At 71.2% G+C, this 20,086-nt stretch carries 13 protein-coding genes; 4 read left to right on the top strand and 9 right to left on the bottom strand.

Annotation, left to right across the window (positions count from 1 at the left end; all coding sequences use genetic code 11):
- Positions 1–23: 23 nt before the first annotated feature.
- From V6U82_RS23935 to V6U82_RS23920, 4 genes are read right to left on the bottom strand one after another with little or no spacing between them, the layout of a single operon-like run.
- Entirely contained in the window at positions 24–1,208 is a 1,185-nt protein-coding gene (locus V6U82_RS23935) for an acyl-CoA dehydrogenase family protein (RefSeq protein WP_135240866.1), read from the bottom strand.
- A complete protein-coding gene (locus V6U82_RS23930; RefSeq protein WP_334464741.1) occupies positions 1,205–1,381 on the bottom strand; it encodes an MbtH family NRPS accessory protein in 177 nt (58 codons plus the stop codon). Before V6U82_RS23930 ends, V6U82_RS23935 begins: the two co-directional genes overlap by 4 nt.
- Before the next feature lie 5 nt (positions 1,382–1,386).
- Positions 1,387–5,127 (bottom strand): non-ribosomal peptide synthetase, encoded by a 3,741-nt coding sequence (locus tag V6U82_RS23925; RefSeq protein WP_334464712.1) that lies wholly within the window; start codon positions 5,125–5,127, stop codon positions 1,387–1,389.
- On the bottom strand, positions 5,124–8,426 hold the full coding sequence (locus V6U82_RS23920) for a non-ribosomal peptide synthetase (protein ID WP_334464710.1): 3,303 nt from the start codon (positions 8,424–8,426) through the stop codon (positions 5,124–5,126). The genes V6U82_RS23925 and V6U82_RS23920 overlap by 4 nt, the downstream gene beginning before the upstream one ends.
- 747 nt (positions 8,427–9,173) lie before the next feature.
- On the opposite strand from V6U82_RS23920, the gene V6U82_RS23915 reads away from it, so the two are divergent.
- Positions 9,174–9,704 carry a flavin reductase family protein gene (locus V6U82_RS23915; RefSeq protein WP_334464708.1) on the top strand — a complete coding sequence of 177 codons (531 nt, stop codon included), beginning with the start codon at positions 9,174–9,176 and terminating at the stop codon, positions 9,702–9,704.
- 14 nt (positions 9,705–9,718) lie between these two features.
- On the opposite strand, the gene V6U82_RS23910 is transcribed toward V6U82_RS23915, so the two are convergent.
- The 3 genes from V6U82_RS23910 to V6U82_RS23900 all read right to left on the bottom strand — a co-directional run bounded on the left by V6U82_RS23910 (position 9,719) and on the right by V6U82_RS23900 (position 13,106).
- Complete coding sequence (locus V6U82_RS23910; protein ID WP_167796902.1) at positions 9,719–10,849, bottom strand: FAD-dependent oxidoreductase; 1,131 nt, start codon at positions 10,847–10,849, stop codon at positions 9,719–9,721.
- Complete coding sequence (locus V6U82_RS23905; protein WP_135240870.1) at positions 10,846–11,907, bottom strand: DUF2332 domain-containing protein; 1,062 nt, start codon at positions 11,905–11,907, stop codon at positions 10,846–10,848. Before V6U82_RS23905 ends, V6U82_RS23910 begins: the two co-directional genes overlap by 4 nt.
- A gap of 77 nt (positions 11,908–11,984) precedes the next feature.
- Positions 11,985–13,106 carry a glycosyltransferase gene (locus tag V6U82_RS23900; RefSeq protein ID WP_334464705.1) on the bottom strand — a complete coding sequence of 374 codons (1,122 nt, stop codon included), beginning with the start codon at positions 13,104–13,106 and terminating at the stop codon, positions 11,985–11,987.
- Between the two features lie 366 nt (positions 13,107–13,472).
- On the opposite strand from V6U82_RS23900, the gene V6U82_RS23895 reads away from it, so the two are divergent.
- A complete protein-coding gene (locus V6U82_RS23895) occupies positions 13,473–14,723 on the top strand; it encodes an NAD-dependent epimerase/dehydratase family protein (protein WP_334464703.1) in 1,251 nt (416 codons plus the stop codon).
- A gap of 37 nt (positions 14,724–14,760) precedes the next feature.
- On the opposite strand, the gene V6U82_RS23890 is transcribed toward V6U82_RS23895, so the two are convergent.
- On the bottom strand, positions 14,761–15,579 hold the full coding sequence (locus tag V6U82_RS23890) for a ParB/RepB/Spo0J family partition protein (RefSeq protein ID WP_167796904.1): 819 nt from the start codon (positions 15,577–15,579) through the stop codon (positions 14,761–14,763).
- Between the two features lie 273 nt (positions 15,580–15,852).
- Between V6U82_RS23890 and V6U82_RS23885 the strand changes: the two genes are divergently transcribed.
- Complete coding sequence (locus tag V6U82_RS23885; RefSeq protein WP_334464699.1) at positions 15,853–16,797, top strand: phytanoyl-CoA dioxygenase family protein; 945 nt, start codon at positions 15,853–15,855, stop codon at positions 16,795–16,797.
- A gap of 82 nt (positions 16,798–16,879) precedes the next feature.
- Positions 16,880–18,466, top strand: coding sequence for a serine aminopeptidase domain-containing protein (locus tag V6U82_RS23880; RefSeq protein WP_334464698.1), 1,587 nt, complete (start codon positions 16,880–16,882; stop codon positions 18,464–18,466).
- Between the two features lie 114 nt (positions 18,467–18,580).
- Here V6U82_RS23880 and V6U82_RS23875 read toward each other — a convergent pair whose 3' ends face one another.
- Positions 18,581–20,029: an amino acid adenylation domain-containing protein gene (locus V6U82_RS23875; RefSeq protein WP_334464739.1), complete on the bottom strand. Its 1,449-nt coding sequence runs from the start codon at positions 20,027–20,029 to the stop codon at positions 18,581–18,583.
- Positions 20,030–20,086 lie beyond the last annotated feature (57 nt).

Genomic DNA, 20,086 nt, shown 5'->3' with positions numbered 1-20,086 from the left:
ACGGCGCCTCACGCCCGACCGGCTCATCCACGTCCGTCCAACTCGTCCACGAGGTCCCCGTCGGGCATCAGGGCCAGCGTGCCGTTGGCCAACCTGATCCGGTCGCTGCTGATCATGACCCGGGCGGAGGTGACGTCCCGCAGATGACGGCTGAGGCTGAACCTGCTCGACTCGGCTTCGCGGTAGGCGTCCACCCCGATCAGCTCGATCGCGTCCACCACTGCGGTGAACGCGAGCTCGGCCACCGCGAGGCGCACGTTGTTCGCCCGGCGCGGCATCCCCGCCGGATGGACGCCGGCCACGGCCGCGGCGTCGTACTCGTCGGCGAACGCCCTGATCTGCGCGCGCGACTGGTCCAGCGACTGGGCGATCCGACCGAGCCGGACGGTCTTCGCGGCGAGCAGATCGCTCGCACCGCCCGACGCCCGGCGGCGTAGGAAGCGGCGGGCCCGGTCGGCCGCGGCCGACGCGATGCCCCACCAGCACCCGGCCCAGCCGAGATGGGTCAGCGGAGTCATCACCTGCGCGCCGGTCACCGCGAACGGCTCGGCGAGCACCATGTCCGCCCGGCTGGACACCGTCGCCCGGCACCCGCCGCTGGCGGTGCCGCGCATGCCCATCGCGTTCCACGGCACCGGATTGGCGATGTCGATGCCGGCCCGATCGGCCACCACCAGCACCTGGTCCGAGAGCGGGGCGGCCGCGTCGCGGCGCGCCACCACCAACGCGGCGTCCGCCACCGCCAGATATGAGGAGACCGACACCTCCTTGACGACGGTGAGGCCGCCGTCGGGCGAACGGTCGCAGAAGGCGTTGCCCTGCCGGGGATCGGCCGCACCGCGTTCGGACATGAGGCTCGCAATCAACGGCTGGGCCTGCCACGTGCCAGCGACGAACTTGGTCAGCTCGTCGGTGGCGGTGGGCTGCCGGGCGATGCTCAGCAGCTGTCCCTGATGCATCGCCCAGATCATCCCGGTCGAGGCGCACGCCCCGCCCAGCGCGGACGACACGGCGGCGATCTCGCGTGCGGTCCACCACCTGCCGCCGTCCCCGGGGCCCGGAGCGAGCAGCCGTTCCTCGCGTAGCGCACCGATCGCGGCGTCCGGCGTCCGACCTTCCTGGTCGACGGTGTCCGCCTCGGCGGCCGCAACCTTGGCCGCGCGACGGACCCGCGCCGCCAGCGTCTCCTGCGGGGTGGGCGCGTTCATCCGCGGCGCCCCGCGACCTGCTCAACGTACTCGACGCACTCGGCACGGGCCGCTGGCCCGTGGCGCGGCGTCCAACCGTGCGGCGGCGGCAGCTCGGCCGGCCAGAGGGAACATTGACGAGCCTGGTTGATCAGCACAATGAGGTCCCTCTCGGACTCGAATGGATTTCGCATCACCGTCACCGGCCCGTGCTTTCCGCCAGGGACCGCAGCCGTGCCGTGAGCCGCGGCCCGGAGGCCCGCAGCGGCTCCCGGTCGAACATCCGCAGGTGCGCCACGTCGGTCGGGACGATCTCGACGGGTCCGCCGAATCGTGCCGCCCAGGCGCTGGACAGCGCGTCCGCCCCGGCGTCGGCAGCGGTGAAGTAGAGCAACCCGGCCGGGTGCTCCGGGACGTTCGGCGACAGGGGCGCGACGGCGTCGTAGAGGACGACCAGGGGTACGTCCCGCCCGGCCCCACGCAGGCGCTGCGCGATCTCGTCCGCCAGCAGTCCGCCGAGGGACCAGCCGAGCAGGATGCACGGTCCGACCGGCACCAGGTCCTCGATCTCCTCCAGGTACCGCTCGACCAACTGCTCGACGGGCTGGCCCTGCGTACCCGCGGCCAGCTCCGCCGACTGCAGGCCGTAGACCGGGAACTCCAGCGGGATGTGCCGCAGCAGGCCCGCGTAGCACCAGCCAAGCCCGGTGCGGGGCGGCAGGCAGATGATCGGCGCCGCCATTCCGGTGGTTCGCAGCGGCAGCACCGTCTCCGCCTCCTTCGGGGCGTCCGCGGAGGCCAACCGCTCGGCGAGGGCGGCCGGGGTGGGCGCGGCGAAGATGTCGGCGACGGACAGATTGACCTGGAAGATGTCCTGGAGGCGAAGCACCAGTTGGACCGCCAGCAGCGAGTTGCCGCCCAGCTCGAAGAAGCTTGCCGAACCGCTGACGTCGGGCTGGTCGAGCAGGTCCACGAAGAGGTTGCAGAGCAGTCCCTCCTCGGGGGACGCTGGAACATCCGCCACCGCGGCACGCTGCGCCGGCTCCGGTTCCAGGTCCAGGGCGGCCCTGCGGTCGATCTTCCCGCTCATCGACACCGGAAGCGCGTCGGTGAAGGTGATCACTGCGGGAATCATGTACTCCGGCAGGTGATCGGCGAGGTACCGGCGCAGCTCACCGGCCTCCGGTGGCACCGGCGTCGCGGCGGCCAGCCGGGCGACGAGCTGGGGCACGCCGGACCGATCCCGGACCCCGACGACAGCCTCGTCCACACCCTGATGGCTACGCAGCCGGAACTCGATTTCGGCCAGTTCGACCCGGAACCCGCGGATCTTCACCTGCGAGTCGGCTCGACCCTCGAACAGCAGATGCCCCGCCGGTGACCACCGGCCGAGGTCGCCGGTGCGGTACATCCGGTCACCGGGCCGGCCGTACGGGTCGGCGACGAACCGCTCCGCCGTCTGACCGGGTCGGGCGTGGTACCACTGCGCGAGCTGCGGGCCGGCGAGGTACACGTCGCCCACGATGCCGAGGGGGCACAGATGCAGGCCGGCGTCGAGGACGTAGACGACGTTGTCGCCGAACGGCGCACCGACGTCGGCGGACGGGAAGTCCGGCCCACCGCCGGCCCGGCCCCGGTGGTGGGCGGCGGTCACGTACACGGTGGCCTCGGTCGGGCCGTAGAAGTTCCAGAACTCGATGCCCTGGTCGAGAAGCTGCCGGCCGAGGTCCTTCGGCATGCTCTCGCCGCCGAGCATGAGCCGCACTCGCGTGGTGAGCCGCACCCCGGCGCCGAGCAGGTTCTTCCAAACCGTCGGCGTGCCGCCCGCCAGGGTCACACAGGGCTCCTCGGTGAGGGACTGCTGCACCGCCGCCGCGTCTGCCGCGCTGCCCGACTGGAGGCGCACCGACGCCCCGGCGAGCAGCGGCACGAGGTACTCCAGGAGGGAGATATCGAACGAGAACGTGGTGACCGCGAGTACCACGTCCTCTGGCGTAGGGCGGACCAGCTCGAGGGCGGCGCCGCAGAAGCCGGCCAACGCCGACCGCTGGATGGTCACTCCCTTGGGCGTCCCGGTGGAGCCCGAGGTGTACATGATGTATGCGGCGAGGTCGTCCGGCGGCGCCGGCCGGTCCGGCCCGTCCGGGCCCGCGCTGATGTCCCGGTACGAGGCGCGGGCGAGTCCGGGTGCGAGGGCGGCGCCCCGGTCGGCCGCCCGGTCGTCGACCAGCAGCAGCGCCGCCTCGGTCTCGCGCAGCATGTGCGCCAGTCGCGAGTCCGGTTGCCGCTGGTCCAGCGGCAGCAGCACCCCGTTGGCCTTCCAGATGCCCAGCACCGTCGCGACCAGCTCGGGTGAGCGGTCCATCAGGACGCCGACGACGCTGCCCGGGCGTACGCCCGCGGCGAGGAGACCGGCGGCCATCCGGTCGGACTGCGCGTCGAGCTGGTGGTAGGTCATCGTCCCGTGGCGGCCGGACAACGCCTGGGCGTCGGGCTGCTTCTCGACCTGCCGCGCGAAGGTCGCCAGCACGTCCTCCGGTCCGACGCCGTCGGGACGCGTGTATCCAGCGGGGGCGGAGAAGCGCAGCAGGTCGTCGCGTTCGGCGTCGGCCACGAGCGGCAGCCGCCGGACCGGCAGCCCGGGCTCGCGGGCGGCCGCCGCCAGGACCGTGGAGAGGTGTCCGACCATGCGGCGCACGGTTGTCCGGTCGAACAGGTCCGAGTTGTACTGCAGGCGCAGGCGGAGCCCGTCCTCGAGGGCGGCGAAGTCGGCGGTCAGGTCGTAGCGGGCGCCCTGCAACTCGATGTTGACCTTCTCGGCCCGCAGGCCGTGCAGTTCCAGCGGCTGGTCCGGCAGGTTGTTGACGCTGACCGAGACCTGGAAGATGGGCGACACGTTCGGCCGGCGGGTCACGTTCAGTCCCTGGACGACCTGCTCGAATGGCAGGTCCTGGTGACTGAGTGCGCGCAGTACCCGGGTGCGGGTGCGCTTGAGCAGGTCGGCGACGGTGTCCTCGGGCTCGACGGTCAGCCGTAGCGGGATCATGTTCAGGAACAGCCCGATCATCGGCTCGAACTCCGGGCGGGTCCGGCCGGCGACCGGGCTGCCGATGACGATGTCGCGCTGGCCGGTGTACCGCTGCAGCACCACCGCCACCATCGAGGTCAGCACCATGTACGGCGTCGTCCGGGTGGTCGAGGCCAGGTGCCGCACCTGGTCGAGCACCGGACGTGGCAGGCTGACGTGGAGGATCTCCCCCGCCATCGTCTGCTTTTCCGGGCGAGGACGGTCGGTCGGCAGGTCGAGAACGTCCGGCGCGCCGTCCAGGTAGCCTCGCCAGAACTCGAGTTCCTGCTCAGCCCGGCCCTCGGTGATGTCGGCGCGCTGCCAGCGCGCGAAGTCCGGGTACTGCATGCGCAGCTCTGGCAGGGCGGCGGGGACGCCGCCGACGCGGCTGTTGTACACGGCGGCCAGTTCCTGGCGCAGGTTGATCAGTGACCAGCCGTCGACGACGATGTGGTGCGCCAGGATGAGCAGCGTGTGCACCGTCGGCTCCCAGCGGATGAGGTAGCACCGCAGCGGCAGCTCCGACGCGAGGTCGAAGGGACGGGCTGCTTCCGCGCGCGCGAACCGCTGCACCAGGGCCTCACGGTCGGGTCCGGGCACCTCCGGGTGGGCCAGCCGGGCCAGCGTGAGGTGGGCCGTCGGCTCTACCCACTGCCGGGGGTTGCCGTCTCCCGAGTCGCGGCGGAACCGGGTGCGCAGGGCGTCGTGCCGGGCCAGGACGACCTGGAAGGCGCCGTCGAGGGCATCCGCGTCGAGCTCGCCGACGAGGGTGGTGGCGTCCTGGTTCACATATCCGGTGTTGCCCGGCACGAGCTGCTCGAGGAACCAGAGCCGTTGCTGTCCGAAGGACAGCGGGGCTTCCTGCTGAGTCATGACGCCTCTCTCGAGTCGGCGGGTGCCGGGGACGGTGCTGCCGGGTGGTCCCCGCCGCCAGCCCGGCGAGCGCGGCCGGCGGCCATCTGGCGGATGGCGTCGCGGCGGCGCAGGGCCCGGTCGTCGGCGGGTGCGGCGGCCGGGCTTTCGGCGGTCCGGGTCCGGGTCAGGTACGCGGCGCAGGCCTCGATGGTCCCGAACCGGAAGAGGTCGGTCACGGTCACGTCCAGGCCCTCGACCGCCATCCGGGATTGCAGACTCATGAGCGCGAAGCTGTGGCCGCCGACGTCGAAGAAGTTGTCTCGTACGTCGAAGTCCTGGCGGCCGAGGACCTCCGCCCAGAGTGCCCGCAGTCGGCGTTGCAGCGGACCGGCGACCGGCTCGGGCGACGCGGGCCGGGCGGCGGCCACGGGCCGGGTACAGAACTTGGCCAGCAGCGACACGCGGTCGACCTTCCCGTGCGCGGTCAGCGGGATCTCGTCGACCGCCACGATCCGGGTGGGCACCATGTAGGCCGGCAACACCCGGCGCAGCCGGTGGGTCAGGCGAGCGGGGTCGACACCGTCGGTGACGGTGACGAAGCCGACGAGGTCGGCCCCGTCGAGGAGCACGACGGCCGCGCGGACATCCGAATCGCGCAGGAGGGCGTGCTCGACCTCCGCGCACTCCACCCGGTGTCCGCGGACCTGGACCTGGCCGTCCTCCCGTCCCAGGTAGAGCAGCTCGCCGTCCGCGCCCCAACGGCACAGGTCACCGGTGCGGTAGACGATGCCGCTGGCCTCGTAGGGGTCCGGCGCGAACCGTTCCGCGGTCAGCTCCGGATTGCCGAGGTATCCGGCTGCCACCAGCGGACCGCCGATCCACAGCTCTCCAGGTACGAGCAGACCTGCGGGCCGGCCGGAGTCGTCCAGGACGTGGCAGCGGCCGGATGGCAAGGGCCGGCCGACGTCGCCGTCGGCGACCGCCGCGAGTTCGGGAACAGTGGCGTGCCGCGCGGTGACGTGGACGGTGCCCTCGGTGATGCCGTACATGTTGACGAAGCGAGCGGTGCTCTCCGGCGCCCTCGACATCAGGTCTGCCAGCCGGGGCCAGCTCAGCGCCTCTCCCCCGGTGACCACGTAACGTAACCCGGCGAGTTGCGGCGACGGACCGTCTAGCAGGGCGGGCAACAGCCGGTAGAGCGCGCCGGGCGTCTGGCTGAGGACGGTGACCCGCTCGGTCGCGACCAGGGCGGCGAGGCGGGCGGGGTCGACCAGGTCCGCGCGCTCGGCGAGCACGACCCGGCCGCCGTACGCCAACGCCCCCCACACCTCCCAGACGGAGAAGTCGAAGGAGAACGAGTGGGCGCACAGCCAGACGTCCTCGGCGGTGACGTGCAGCCCGCCCGGGCTGGCCGCGAACAGCAGGTCCACGCTCGACCGGCGCACCATCACGCCCTTGGGCACCCCGGTGGAACCGGAGGTGTAGATGACGTACGCGAGGTCCGTGCGGCGGTCCCGGCCGGCGGTGTCCAACGGGTCTGCGGGGTCGAGTCCCTCGCCGGCGACGTCCACCAACCGGACGGGCCGGCCCTGGACGGCGTCGGCAAGTACGTCCCGCGTCGCCGGTTCTACGAACACCAGTGCGACGCGGGAGTCATCGACGATCAGGCGTAGGCGCTCGCGGGGGTAGTTCGAGTCCAGGGGCAGATAGGCGGCACCCACCTGCCAGACGGCCAGGATCGCGGCCACCACCGTTGGTGATCGTTCGAAGCCGACGCCGACCAGGTCACCCGGGCCAGCGTTATGCCGGCGCAGCAGGTCGGCCAGTCGGCTCGCCTCGGCGTTCAACTCCCCGTACGTGACGTCCGCGCCCCGGTACCGGATCGCGACCGCCTCCGGCCGCCGCCGGGCGTGGTCGGCGAACCGTTCCAGCAGCGGTGTCGGTGGATCGGCCGGCAGCGGTGCGTCGGGGTGCCCGAGAGCGAGAAGTCGCCGAGCCTCGGCGTCGTCGGTGAGGCCGGGCGGATTCCCTTCGCCGTCGCCCTCGGCCAGTTGCCGGAGCAGGTTCAGGAAGTGACGCAGCAGTACCTCGGCTGTGTGTGGGCGGAACAGCTGCGTGCTGTACTCCAGTCGGACGAAGGGGCGCGCACCCGACAGGTCGACGGTCAGCCCAAGGTCGAACTTTGCCGCCTCGACCTCCACGTCGATCTCCTCGACGGCCAGCCCGAGCAGGTCGGGCAGGTCGACGCGGAAGTTCTGCAGCGTGAACGACGCCTGGAACAGTGGGGAGCGGCTGCGGTCGCGGGCCGGCGCCAGCTCCCGGACGATGCGTTCGAACGGCACGTCCTGGTGTGCGAACCCGTTCAGGGTGGTCTGCCGCACCCGGCGCAGCAGAGTGGGCAGATCGGGCCGGTCGCCCAGGTCGATCCGCAACGGCACGGTGTTGACCAGGCACCCGACCGTCTCGTCCTCCCGCTCGTCCAGCCGATTGGCCACCGGCACTCCGACCACCACCTCGGGTTGGCGCCCGTGACGGGTCAGCAACAGCCCGTACGCCGCCAGCAGCACCATGAAGGTGCTGGCGCCGTGCCGGCGGCCGTACTCGCTGATCCGGTCGAGGAGGGCGGGGTCCAGGTCCCGGGTCACCACCGCACCCTCGGCAGTGAGCACCGCCGGCCGGGGGCGGTCCGTCGGCAGGTCCAGGACGGGGGCGTCGGCAAGGTGGTCCCGCCAGTACCCGACGCCGTCGGCGCTACCGGCTTCCCACCGGGTGCGCTGCTCCTGCGCGTGGGTGAACGTGGAGCCGGCCGGGGCGACGGGCAGCGGTTCGAGGGCGACACGGGCGTTATAGCACGCCGCCAGGTCCCGCAGGAGGATTCCCAGGGCCCAACCGTCGCAGGCGATGTGGTGCACCACGATGACGAGCGCGTGCTCCGACCCGGACCAGGAGAGCACGCGGTAGCGGGCGACGGGTCCGGTGGTCAACACGAACGGACGGCGGGCTTCCTCAGCGACCAGCTCGCGCACCTGCGCGTCCTGGCCCGCTCGGTCCGCTACGGGGCGGCTGAGGAAGGCCAGGTCGATCGGCGCCGACTCGGGTACCACCTGGCGCAGTTCCCCGTCAAGCACGGTGTAGGTGGTGCGGAGCGCGTCGTGGCGGTCCGTGAGGTCCTCGAAGGTGGACCGCAGTGCCTCATGGTCCAGTTCGCCCGTCAGGCGCAGCGCGAGCGTCACCACATAGCCGGGCGCACCTGGTTCGAGCTGGTCGAGGAAGAAGAGTCGTTCCTGGGCGAAGGACGCACGGCCGACGCGTGGCATGGAACCTCCTGCGATCTCCGGTGGGGCGTTGTCGGGCCCCACCGGCGCGGCACGCCGGCCGCTACGGTCGATCGGACAGGCCTGAACGACTACGCGGGACGCGACCGAGCCGGCGGGGTGGCCACGTCGCACGGGCGCCGTCGTCCGGCCTGTGGGCGACGACCGATCGGACCGCGGCGAGACGGCAGCAGCGCCGGCTTCGCGTAGCGGGGCGCGACGAGAGGGGTGTGCATGTTCTTCTCCCACGGTTTCGACCGAACCGACACCAGGTGGCGTCGTCGATCAGTCAGCGCCGTCGAACGCGGACAGCACAGCGGGGCTGCCGACCACGATGGCCGTGTCGGGAGCGACTCGCGGTGCTGGGCGAGCGATCAGCAACTGAGTTGTCGGTCAGCAGCTGAACGATCGATCAGCGCCGCGCGAATGAGTTCATCCTGCCCAAGCCGGCCGCCAAGGTCAACACCAGCGGCCCGCGGGCGGCCCGTACCCGCCGACCTCCCGGCGTACCCGCCGACCGGTCACCACCACGACCGCGTCTGTCGGGCGTCGACCCCGGACCGGGGTGTGCAACAGGCTCGGCGGCGATACGCTGGCCCACCGATCCTGGGCCCCTCATGCTCACCTCCGACGGCATCGGCGATTGCCGTCCGTCGGCCGTCGCCAGTTGCCCCCGGGAGCTCGCGGCCGCGCGCCCTGATTCCGCACGGTGCGGCCCGAACAGTACCGATCAGTCAGGAGGATCCCATCGTGGATGGCCAGCCGGTGTCCGGCGAGTCGCTGAGGGAGCTGTTCCGCCAACAGGCTTGCAGCGTCAGCGTGGTCACGGTCCTGGCCGACCCGCCGGTCGGCTTCACCGCGACGTCGCTCACGTCGGTGTCGCTGAGTCCACCGGTCGTCTCCTTCTGCTCGGATCTGGCCGGCTCCTGCTGGTCGCAGCTCGCTCAGACCGACCAGGTCGGGGTGAACCTGCTGCGGGAGGAGCAGGTGGACGTGGCACGCGCCTTCGCCGCCCGGGGGATCGACCGCTTCTCGGCGGCGCGATGGCACCGGGGCCTCAGCGGAGTGCCGCTGATCGACGGCGCGCTCGGCTGGTTGGAGTGCCGAGTCATCGAACGGGTGATCGCGGGCGGCCAGGCGATCGTGCTGGCTCGGCCGACGCGCGCTCGGGTCGACGGCGCGGGGCGGCCGCTGCTCTATCACCAGGGCCGGTACGTCGCCCTGCGGGATCTGCCGCGTCAGCGCGTGCCCCAGCCGGAGACGGTTGACGCCGACGCCTGATCCGGCCCGCTACCTCAGGGAATCGGCGTGAGTGGCATATAGAGCCGCCGGAACCAGGACGAGGCGTCCTGATGGTGCGACTGCCGGCGGGTCAGGTCCGGGTCGTGCTGGACGGCGCTCATCAGCACCAGATGCCGATGGGCCGAGCGCAGGAAGCTGTCGACGCGCGGGCGACGGCGTCGTTCGTAGGCGCTCAACGCCGCCGAGCCGCAACCGTGCCGGGCCACCTCGTCCGCCAGCACGGCGGCGTCCTCGACCGCCATGCCGCCGCCCTGGCTGGTCGCCGGGGAGAGGGCGCGGGCGGCGTCGCCGAGCAGCGCCAACCGGCCGCCCGTCATTCGCGGCGCGGTGACCGTGGCGGCCGGCCGGGCCACCACCTCATCGTCGAGGACGAACGTCTCGAAGAGGCGACCCACCTCCGCGGGCAGGCGGGGAACCGCATCCAGGACTTCCCGTCGCGCCTGCTCGGGTGTCAGCCTCAACGGCTCGGGTGCGGTCAACTGCAGGAAGACCGCAGCGCGATCGCCGCCCACGGGCATGGCTCCGAGGAAGGATCGGGACGTCCGCCATACATGCCAGTCTCGCAACCGTTCGGGCTCGGTCATGGCGACGGTGGTCCTGACGAACGTGTGTCCCGAGTAGGCCGGAACGATGCCCGGAGCCAGCCGGCCGCGCACCCAGGAGCCGATGCCGTCCGCGCCCGCCACCAGGCGGTACCGCCCAGTGCTCCCGTCGTCGAATCCGACCTGAACTCCGTCGTCCTCCTCCGCCACGGACGTCGGGGCCGTTCCGAACCGGACGGTGCCGGGAGCGATGGCGGCGAACAGCAGGTCACTCAGCACCCGGCGGTGGACGGCGAGCGGCAGGCCCAGCTCCCCCCAGACCAGATCCCACCGCACCTCGCTGCGCCGGCCGTCGGGGTCGATCGCCACCTGGCGGGAAAGCGCGGCCCCGCGAGCGACCAGGTCCTCGCGGAGCCGCCCGAGGCTGGCCAGTGCGTTCGGGTGCAGGACGATCCCGGCCCGGGCGGTACGCAGACGCGCGGCCCGCTCGACGACCTGGACGGAGATCCCCCGGTCCTGCAAGTGACCGGCCAGGGCGAGCCCCGCCACCCCCGCTCCGACGACGAGCACCTCCGCCGTCACGGCCGACCGTCCAGCGGCGCCATCCAGCGCAGGTGTCCGTCGACGCGCACCAGGCTCACCGGCCGGGTGGTCTCCGGTCCGTGCCACGCCAGGCAGCCTTCCTCGGCGGCCTCCCCGTGGTGCGGAGCGAAGGCGGGCTCCAGCCATAGGTGGTACAGGGGGCCGCCGTCTTCGATCGAGTCGACCGCCTTGTCGAACGCGGCGCGCCGCTCCGCCGGCACGTGCATCCGGGTCGCGGAGTGGAACACCAGCCGAGCCTCGCCCGGGGGCAACTGCCGGCCGAGGTCCGGACAGACATCAATCGCGTCACCGGCGATGATCCGGACCGGCTCGGCCACCGCCTGCTCCAGCGCGGCGTCGAGAAGGCCGGCGGACGGTCGGTCCTCGGGCCAGACCAACGCCCGCAGCCACCGCCGCTGATCGGGGTCGAGGACATCGACCGGATGGAGGTCGACCCCCGTCCGGCTACCGATCTCCGGCAGGTGGGTGAGGTCCGGCGCGGCTCCGTCACCCCGCCATTCGCTTTCCACGGTCACCCGTGCGTCGGGGGCACCGAAGACCCGGTCGCCGAGCCGGTAGCGGTAGCGGTCGACGTGCAAGTGGAACCCGGCGCTCGCACCGACCTCGACCAGATGCACCGGGCCGTCGACGACGTCCCGCAGAGCCGCGAGGGCGAAGCGCAGAGCCAGGACTCGACGTACGACGTTGGACTGCACCAGTCGGGTGCCGATGAGTTCCTCCACCCGGGGGCGGTGGCTGCGGCAGAAGTCGAGAAAGACCGGGCCGGCGGCCGCCGGGTCACGCGCCGGCGTACCGACGACCGACGGGTAGAAGTCACGAAGATCATGCTCGACGCCACTCAGCAACAGATGATGCACCGCGCCGAAGAGGAGGAAGGACGGCTGCTGACCCGGCCGCCGGTGCAGCAGGAGCTCCAGGGTCCGCTCGTCGTCGGCGACGACCTCGCACAGCGCCCGGTAGAGCGGGGAGGCCGTGAAGGTGCCGCCTGACCCCCGGAAGTGCTCGGCGAGTTCGGTGAGTTCCTCAGCCCTGGTCATGGTGCTCCTGTCGGATCGAGTCTGACGAACCCGCCGCGGGAGTGCCCGTTCACGGCGGGCCGGATCCTGCACACCCTTCAATACCGAGACGGTGCCCGCAAGCCCGCCGAAACGCCGTCGCCGACCGGTCGGCGGTCGGCGGCGAGGCGCTCCACCAGCAACGCCGCGTGGGAAAACGGGGGCAGGGTGGCGATCGACGCAGCGGCCTCTCGCGCGGCGTCACGGTAGTCCGGTTCCTTGAGGACACGCCGCAGGGCCGCCGCGATCCGGGCCGGAGACGGATCGGTGTCGCGCACCACGATCCCGGCGCCCATCGCTTCCAGGCCCGGCAGCCGGGTGGGGTCGTCGGCGTTGCCGAGCGGGATGCTCACCACGGGGACGCCATGGTGCAGCGCAGCGCGGATCGAGCCGTAGCCACCGTGGCAGACCACGGCGTCGGTCCGGCTCAGGATCTCGGCCTCCACCGCCTGCGGCAGGAATCGTTCTAGTCGCACATTTGCCGGCACGTGCCCGATGCGCCCCGGGTCCGTCTGCGGCCCGGTGGTGGCGACGACCCGCACCGGCTCGTCGGCGAGGGCGGCGAAGATGGCCTCGAAGACTCCCGGCCGGCGGTCATACATCGTGCCGAGCGTGACGTACACACAGGGCCGAGAGCCGTCGAGTTCGTCCAGCCACGACGGCATCTCGGACTCCTCGTACAGAGCCGGCGGCGGTTGGAGGATGTGGGTTGCGGGCCCCAGGGAGCGGGCCGGGAACCATTGGGGCGGCCCCACCAGGAGTTGCAGCCAGCAGTGCATGGAGCCGAGAGTCGGGTCCGGAGGCAGGCCCACATCCGACCGCGCCTGCTGGAACAGCTCGCCCAGCAGCATCGCGAGCAGGCGAGGCGGAGTGGGTGCGTAGTCCAGGACTGCGACGGGCAGTGCGTCCCGGTCGCCCACCAGCCAGGCGCTCCACGCCGCGGTCTCCCGGACCAGGACGTCCGCCTGCCAGTCCCGGGCGGCGGCGCTCAGCTCAGGCACGGTGCGGACCGCGTCACGCAGGTAGCGGCCCACCGCGGCGCGGGCCCGCGACAGCGACGGGGTAGCCGCGGCCGACGACTCGACGTCGAGGACCGGGGCCGGGTCGCGGGACAGGGTGATGGTCTGGAAGCCGAGCTCGTCGGCGAGGGCGGTCAGGTGAGCCGGTCCCGCGACCGCCACCTGGTGGCCTCGCTCGCGTAGGTCCCGAGCTAGCGGGACTAGCGGGTAGAGGTGGCTGTATCCACCGTCGGCAACCGTGAACAGAGCCCGCATCGTCGTCTCACTCCTCACGGACGCACGGTCCAGGGCCCGCGCGGTGGCTGATGGTCGCCGTCCACCGTACGGGCGGACCAGGTACCACGGCACGCTCATGGTGCCGCCGGAAAGTCGCGCTAAAAACAATCGGAGGCGCGGATGCTCATCGGCATACGTCCACCTTCACACCGGCCGGGGCATCCACGTTGCTCTTCCCGCCCGGGTCTCCTACGCCTAGCCTTTCTGCTACCGGCCCACCGTGCCCGGCCCCTCCACCCAGTCAGCGCGGCCGTGGGCCTGACGGCGAATCCCAGGCTCTGGGCGGTCGACCCGGTATCGGTCCTGGCCCCCGGTGTCGCGCTCTGCCTCGACACGCCGGCCGGACGCGCACCACCCCCGTCGAACCTCACGTTACGGAGACCGCTAATGCCGCGACACGTGCTCATCACCGGTGGTGCAGGATTCATCGGCGCGCATGTGGCATCCAGGCTGCTCGCGGCCGGCACCGCGGTCCGGCTGTTCGACGTCCTCCATCCGCAGGTACACGACGCACCCGGGCGTCCCTCGTACCTACCGGCCGACGCCGAACTCGTGGTCGGTGACGTCCGCGACCCCGCGGCGGTCCGGTCCGCCCTGCGCGGTGCCGATGCTGTCATCCATCTCGCCGCCCGCGTCGGCGTGGCGCAGAGCATGTACGACCTAGCGGAGTACTCCGGCACCAACGCCCTGGGCACCGCCACTCTGCTGCAGGAACTCGTGGACAGCTCCGTCGAGCGGCTACTCGTCGCATCGAGCATGAGCATCTATGGCGAGGGCCGTTACGTCGACGTGGCCGGCCGGTGCCACGAGGACGTGACGCGGAGCCGGGTCCAGGTGGAGGCCGGTCGCTGGGATCCCGTCGGAGCCGACGGCGCACCGTTGACGCCCGTCGCCACGCCGGAGTCGAAGACGCCGAGGGCCCACTCCGCGTACGCGCTGGACAAGTATTACCAGGAGCGGATGTGCCTGACCTTCGGGCAGACGTACAAGCTCCCCACCACCGCCCTACGGCTATTCAACGTCTACGGCCCTTACCAGGCCCTGTCCAACCCGTACACCGGAGTGCTCGCGAACTTCGCCACCCGGCTGCTGAACGGACGGGCGCCGCTGATCTTCGAGGACGGCAATCAGCGGCGTGACTTCGTCAACGTGCACGATGCGGCACGCGCCTTCGAGCTGGCGCTCGACTCCCCTGGTGCCGTCGGCCGGGCGATCAACATCGGCAGCGGGCGGTCGCTCAGCGTCCGGGAGGCGGCGACCCGGCTGGCGTCCGTGCTCGACCGCTCCGAGCTCGGCGTCGAGGTGACGGGCCGCCACCGGGTAGGCGACATCCGACACTGCTTCGCGGACGTCTCCGTGGCACAGGAGCTGCTGGGATACCGGCCGGAGACGGACCTCGATCAGGGCCTGCGAGAACTGGCGGACTGGTTGGAGGGCCGGGTGGCGGTTGACGGTCTGGAGCAGATGGCCGCGGATCTCGCTGGCCGCGGTCTCACCGTGTGAGCCGCGGCCACCTGCGCCACGGGACCGACGGGACCCGTCAGACGGCGGCCTTCAGCCCGGCCGTCAGCAGGCGTGCGGCGGCCTGGTCCTGGGTGATCCCCATTTGTCTGGCCTGCTCCTGCAACGCGCTGTGTATCTTGGCAGGGATGGTCACCACGATCTGACGGTCCTTCTCGTCCGCCTTCCAGAACTCCTCGATGAGACTCTTCACCGGCACGTGAGGGTGGTTCCGTTTGGCCTGGAGGATCTGCCGTCGCTCGGCGCCCGTCATGGTGGCCAGCGCCTCCGCCAGGTCGGCGGCCTCCCGGGCGTCGATCTGCCCCTCGCTCTTGGCCACGGTGTCCTGCGCCTTCAGCGCGACGTCTATCCTGATCTCACCGGAGTCCACCATCTGGCGCAGTCGTGGTTCCAGCCGGTCGTACTTGATGTGCCGGAGCACCTGCGCGTAGGGAATTCCCGTCTCATCCGCCACCGCTCGGGCGCTGCCGTACTTGCGATACAGGGCGGTGCACGCGTCGATGATGTCCTTGCTGTCCAGGTCTCGGCGGATGAGGTTCTCGGTCAACGAGAGCGCCTTTGCGGTCTCCAGGTCGACCGGCTGGTCGATGATGGCAGCCAGGATCGTCGATCGGCCCAGACGCTGGTGCGCCAACACCCTCCGTTGTCCCATCAGGATCTCGAACCGGTCCGCGCAATCGCGGTCCTCACAGACGACGATCGGCTCCAACAGTCCGTGCAACCGGATGCTGTCCACCAGATCGTCGAGCTGCTCGTCGACCTTGCGGAGCCGAACCTGCCCTTCACCGACTGTCAGGTTCTCCACCGGCACTTCGCGAATCTCCCTGATCCTGGCCATCGCTCCCCCGTTCATGTCGCTGTCGTTCTAACGACGTCGCGCCACTGTACAGAAAGACCCTGCGGACGGCTGAGGAACTCATGATCCGTTCAGCCGCCCTGGTCACACGATCGGCGCGGCACGGTCGGCCGCTGAAGGCCACCTCGCGACGTCCGGTCCGCCGGCCGATCCGGACGGCCGAGACCGAGGCGCCGAGCGGCGGCCTCGGCCCGGGGGCCCGAGACGCGAGCGACGCGTTGCCGGCACTGACAGCCATCCATTAACGTTCGGTTGATGAAGATCGAATGGGTGAACCACTCGATGGTGCGATCCGCTTCCCAAGGGCCGGAAACCGAGGGCGGGCGCTTGATCATAGACACCGAATCCGACCCCCGGAAACTAGCGTTCCGGTTCGCTCCTGTTGAATCGCCGGCCACTCTGGAGACCAACCAGATCGAGCAGTTCAACCGGAACGGATACCTCTCCCCACTAGACGTTTTCGACAATGAGGAAATCACCGAGATCGGCCACTACGTTGACGATCTCGTGGCAAAGGTGGTGGACGCACCAGACCAACGAAACGCCTATTCCATCATCAATTACCACGTGGTTTGCCGGGGCCTGTACGACATCGTTCACGAACCACGGATCCTCGATTACGTGCAGGATCTTCTCGGCTCTGACCTGGTGGCCTGGAACACTCACCTGTTCTACAAGTCGCCGCGGGATCCGATGGAAGTCCCCTTCCATCAGGACGTGATCTACTGGCCGCTCACCCACTCCGCGTCCGTGACGGTTTGGCTGGCGATCGACGATGTGGACGAGGGAAACGCCGCCGTCAAGTTCGTCCCTGGAAGCCACCTGGCGGGCCCGCTTCCGCACGAGCAGAAGCCCCTGGACGGCACCCGGACGCTCAAGCGCGAAGCGATGCTCCCGGCCTCGGTGACGCCGTACGTCAACTCGATGCGGGCGGGTCAGGTCTCCATCCACTCCGACCTGCTTCTGCACGGATCGGCCGCCAACACGTCGGGGCGGCGCAGGGCGGCGCTGGCCATCCGCTACGCCGCTGCGGACCTCCGCGCCCTTCCGGGCGCCGAGTGGTACCTGCACGCGTCCACGCCGTGCCGTGGTGAGATCCCGGCCCACTGGCCCCGCCGCCGGCGGCCGAAGAGCGAACATCCGGAACTCATGGCCAACCTGTGGGGCGACTTTGACGGCACCACGTACGACCCGAGCTGACCGTCCGAGCACCCCGTCGGCGCGGCCGGCCGGATGCGTCACCGAGTCCCCCATTCGTGAGGAACTGGGCTATCTCGACGACGTGTTCACCGCCCTGCACCTGCCGAAGGATCCCGTCGGCGCGGTGCTCGTCTGCGGTGGGATCGGCTGGGAGTTCGCCAAGAACTATCGGCGGGAGGTGATGCTGGCACGAGCGTTGGCGAACCGGGGCTTCGCCGTCGCCCGGTTCCACTACCGCGGTCTCGGCGACAGCGGCGGCAGTTTCGACCGGCTCACCGTGACCTCGATGGCCGCCGACGCGCGGCGGGTGGCGGACCTGCTGCGGGCTCGGAGCGGCATTGACGAGATCGCCGCGGTGGGGGTACGTCTGGGTGCCCTCGTGGCGGCCGGCCTTCACCCCGGCGCCGACGGCCCGCTCGTGCTCTGGGAGCCGGTGCTCAGCGGTGAGGACTACCTGAGGAGCCTGGAGCGGATTCAGCGCGTTTGGCAGGTGTCCCGGCCCACGGCCGCGGCACCGCCGTCCCCCGGGCCGGGGCGGCCACTCACGGTTCTGGGCTTCCGGCTCGGCACCGAGCTCGTGGCGCAACTCCGGGCGGCGCGTCTGGCCGAGCTGCTGACGCCCGGCCGGCGCGAGGTGCGCTCACTACACGTCGGCACGCTGCCTCGGGGCGTGGCCGAGCTGCGCGACCTGCTGGCCGCCACGCCGCATGGATCCCGGCTGCAGCCCAGCGTGGTCCCCGGCGCCATCGACTGGTGGTTGAAGCGTCGACGCTTCGAACCCGAAGAACGCTGCGACGTGACCCGTCAACTGGTGGCCACGACCGTGGCCTGGCTCACGTCAGGCCCCGCACCCGACCAGCTCCGGGCCACACCGACGACCCTTGCCGTCGGGGCCGGCACGCTGGTCGGCGTCGCTCGGCGGCGACCGGTCGGTGTCCCCGTGGGCGGGGACCGACTGGCCGGCATCCTGGTCGAGCCCGCCGGGCACCGGGCCGAACTGGGGGCGGTCTTGCTCAACTGCGGCAGTTACCACCCGGCCTGTGGTCCGGTGGGTCTGTGGAGCGAGGTCGCCGACCGGTTGGCGGCGTTGGGCGTCACCTCGCTGCGGGTCGCTTATCGCGGGGTGGCGGACAGCACCGGCGAGGTGCATGACTTCGACCTGACGCGGCCACGTACCACCGATCTGGCCGCGGCCCGGTCGGCGCTGGCCAGCATGGGGCTGAGTGCCCAGGTGCTGGTAGGCGGCTGCCTGGGGGCTCGGACGGCTTGCGCCGCGGAGTTGAAGGGTCTACTCGGGCTCGGTCTGGTGTCCCTGCCGTGGCACCGGGAATCGCTCGCCACCGGCCGGGACTCTCGCACCCGGCGGCCGGCCGACGCAGGCCGTTCGATCCCGGCCCACCCGGGGTGGATCAACGAGGGGCTGGTTCGCGACATCGGTGGCTGTCTCACCGCTGGCATTCCGATCCGCGTCGTTTACAGCCGGGACGAGCCGTACCACCGCGACTTCCGCCTCGCCAGCGCCGATCTCGCCGGTCGCGTCCTCGACCGCCACGAGGGACGGTTCGAGGTGACTCTGGTGGACGGGGTCGACTCCATGTTCGAGACCGGCAGTGTGGCAGCGGCGCTCTGCGATTTCGTCGCCGCCCTGCTGCCCGCGACCCATCCATGAACGCCGGGGCGGCCCGGGCACGAACCGAGGGCCCGGGCCGCGGCGCGCGGATTGGCGCTAAAACCAAATGCCCTGCGGGTGGTGCCAGCGCACCGGCGCCCCAGCTGTCGGGCATCACACGGGCAGCTGCCGCTTGCCGTTGACGCTGACCGTCAGCTCGCCGACCACACGCACCCGCTTCGGCACCACCGCGCTGGGCACCCGCGCTGCGATCGCCCGCTGCACCTTCCGCTGAATCCCGGACTCCGACACGCCGTCGGCTAGAACGACATGCACCTCGAGTTCGTCCGGACGGTCGGGCGCGACCGTGACGGCGGCGTCGGCGATTCCCGGCACCGACAGCGCCAGATGCCGCAGCTCCGCGCCCTCCACCCGGTATCCGCTGATCTTGAGCTGGTCGTCGTGGCGCCCCAGGTAGAGCAGACTGCCGTCCGGCAAGACCTCCACCTGGTCCCCGGTCCGGTACGCCCGGCCGGGTGGGCCACCGAGCGCCGACTCGTCGAGGAACGCTCCCGGTAACACGTCGTGCAGATAACCCCGAGCCACCCCGGCGCCGGCGATCACCAGCTCCCCCGGTCGACCGGCGGGCACCGGATCGAGGCTGTCGTCCACGACGTACAGGCGGGTGTTCCAGATGGGGCGACCGATCGGCAGGCTCGCCCGACCACCGACTGGCGAGCCCGCGTCGAAGACATGGGCGCAGCAGCCGATGGTCGCCTCGGTGGGACCATAGTGGTTCATCATCCGGACCCCGGGCAGCCGGTCCCGCAACTGATCGACGAGGCTGCTGTCGAGTGCCTCTCCCCCGCACACCAGCGTCCTGGCCAGCTGCCGGTAGTCGGGACGCATGGTGCGTTCGAGGAACCGCAGGATCGACGGCGTGACCTTCACGTACGCGAAAGGGCTCCGGCGACGGCCGAAGAGCGCCTCGTGGTCCCACACTCCCCCGCACAGCGTGACCGGACGCCCGGTTGCCAACTGCGGCCAGAGCGCCGTCATGGATAGGTCGAAGGCCAGGCTGCTGATCAGCGCCGCACCGCCCTCGGCACCGACCGTGGCCGCGCACCAGTTGGCATAGTTCAGCAGCGAACGGTGCTCCACGACCACGCCCTTCGGGACCCCCGTCGACCCAGAGGTGAAGATGACGTAGGCGGCGTCCTCACCCATCGGCAGGCCCGGTTCGACGCCGGCCAACGCCACGGCCTCGGCGAGGTCGAGGACCGGCACGTCGAGGTCGGCCGGGACAACCGGGACGGCGGTGCGGTCGACGACAAGCAGACGTGGACGGGCGACCTCGACGATCGCCCGTGACCGCTGCGCCGGATGCGTCGGCTCGAGTGGTAGGTAAGCGGCCCGCACGGCCATGGCGGCCAGCATCGCCGCCACCGTCTCCGGCGTCCGGGACGCCCACACGGCCACGAGATCACCCGGCGCCACTCCCTGATCGATCAGCGCGGCGGCCACGGATCGGACCCGCTCCCACAGCTGACCGAACGTGCACGTCGTTCCGGACGTGCGCAGGGCCGTCCGCCCGGGACGGATGCGCGCCTGCTCGCGGACCATGTGGACAACGCTGTGCCCGACAATCGCGCGCCGAGTTCCGACGAGGACACTACCTAT

It is taken from the genome of Micromonospora sp. CPCC 205554 (assembly GCF_036902745.1).
Lineage (GTDB): Bacteria > Actinomycetota > Actinomycetes > Mycobacteriales > Micromonosporaceae > Micromonospora > Micromonospora tulbaghiae.
This window is presented reverse-complemented; position numbering and strand designations above follow the sequence as displayed.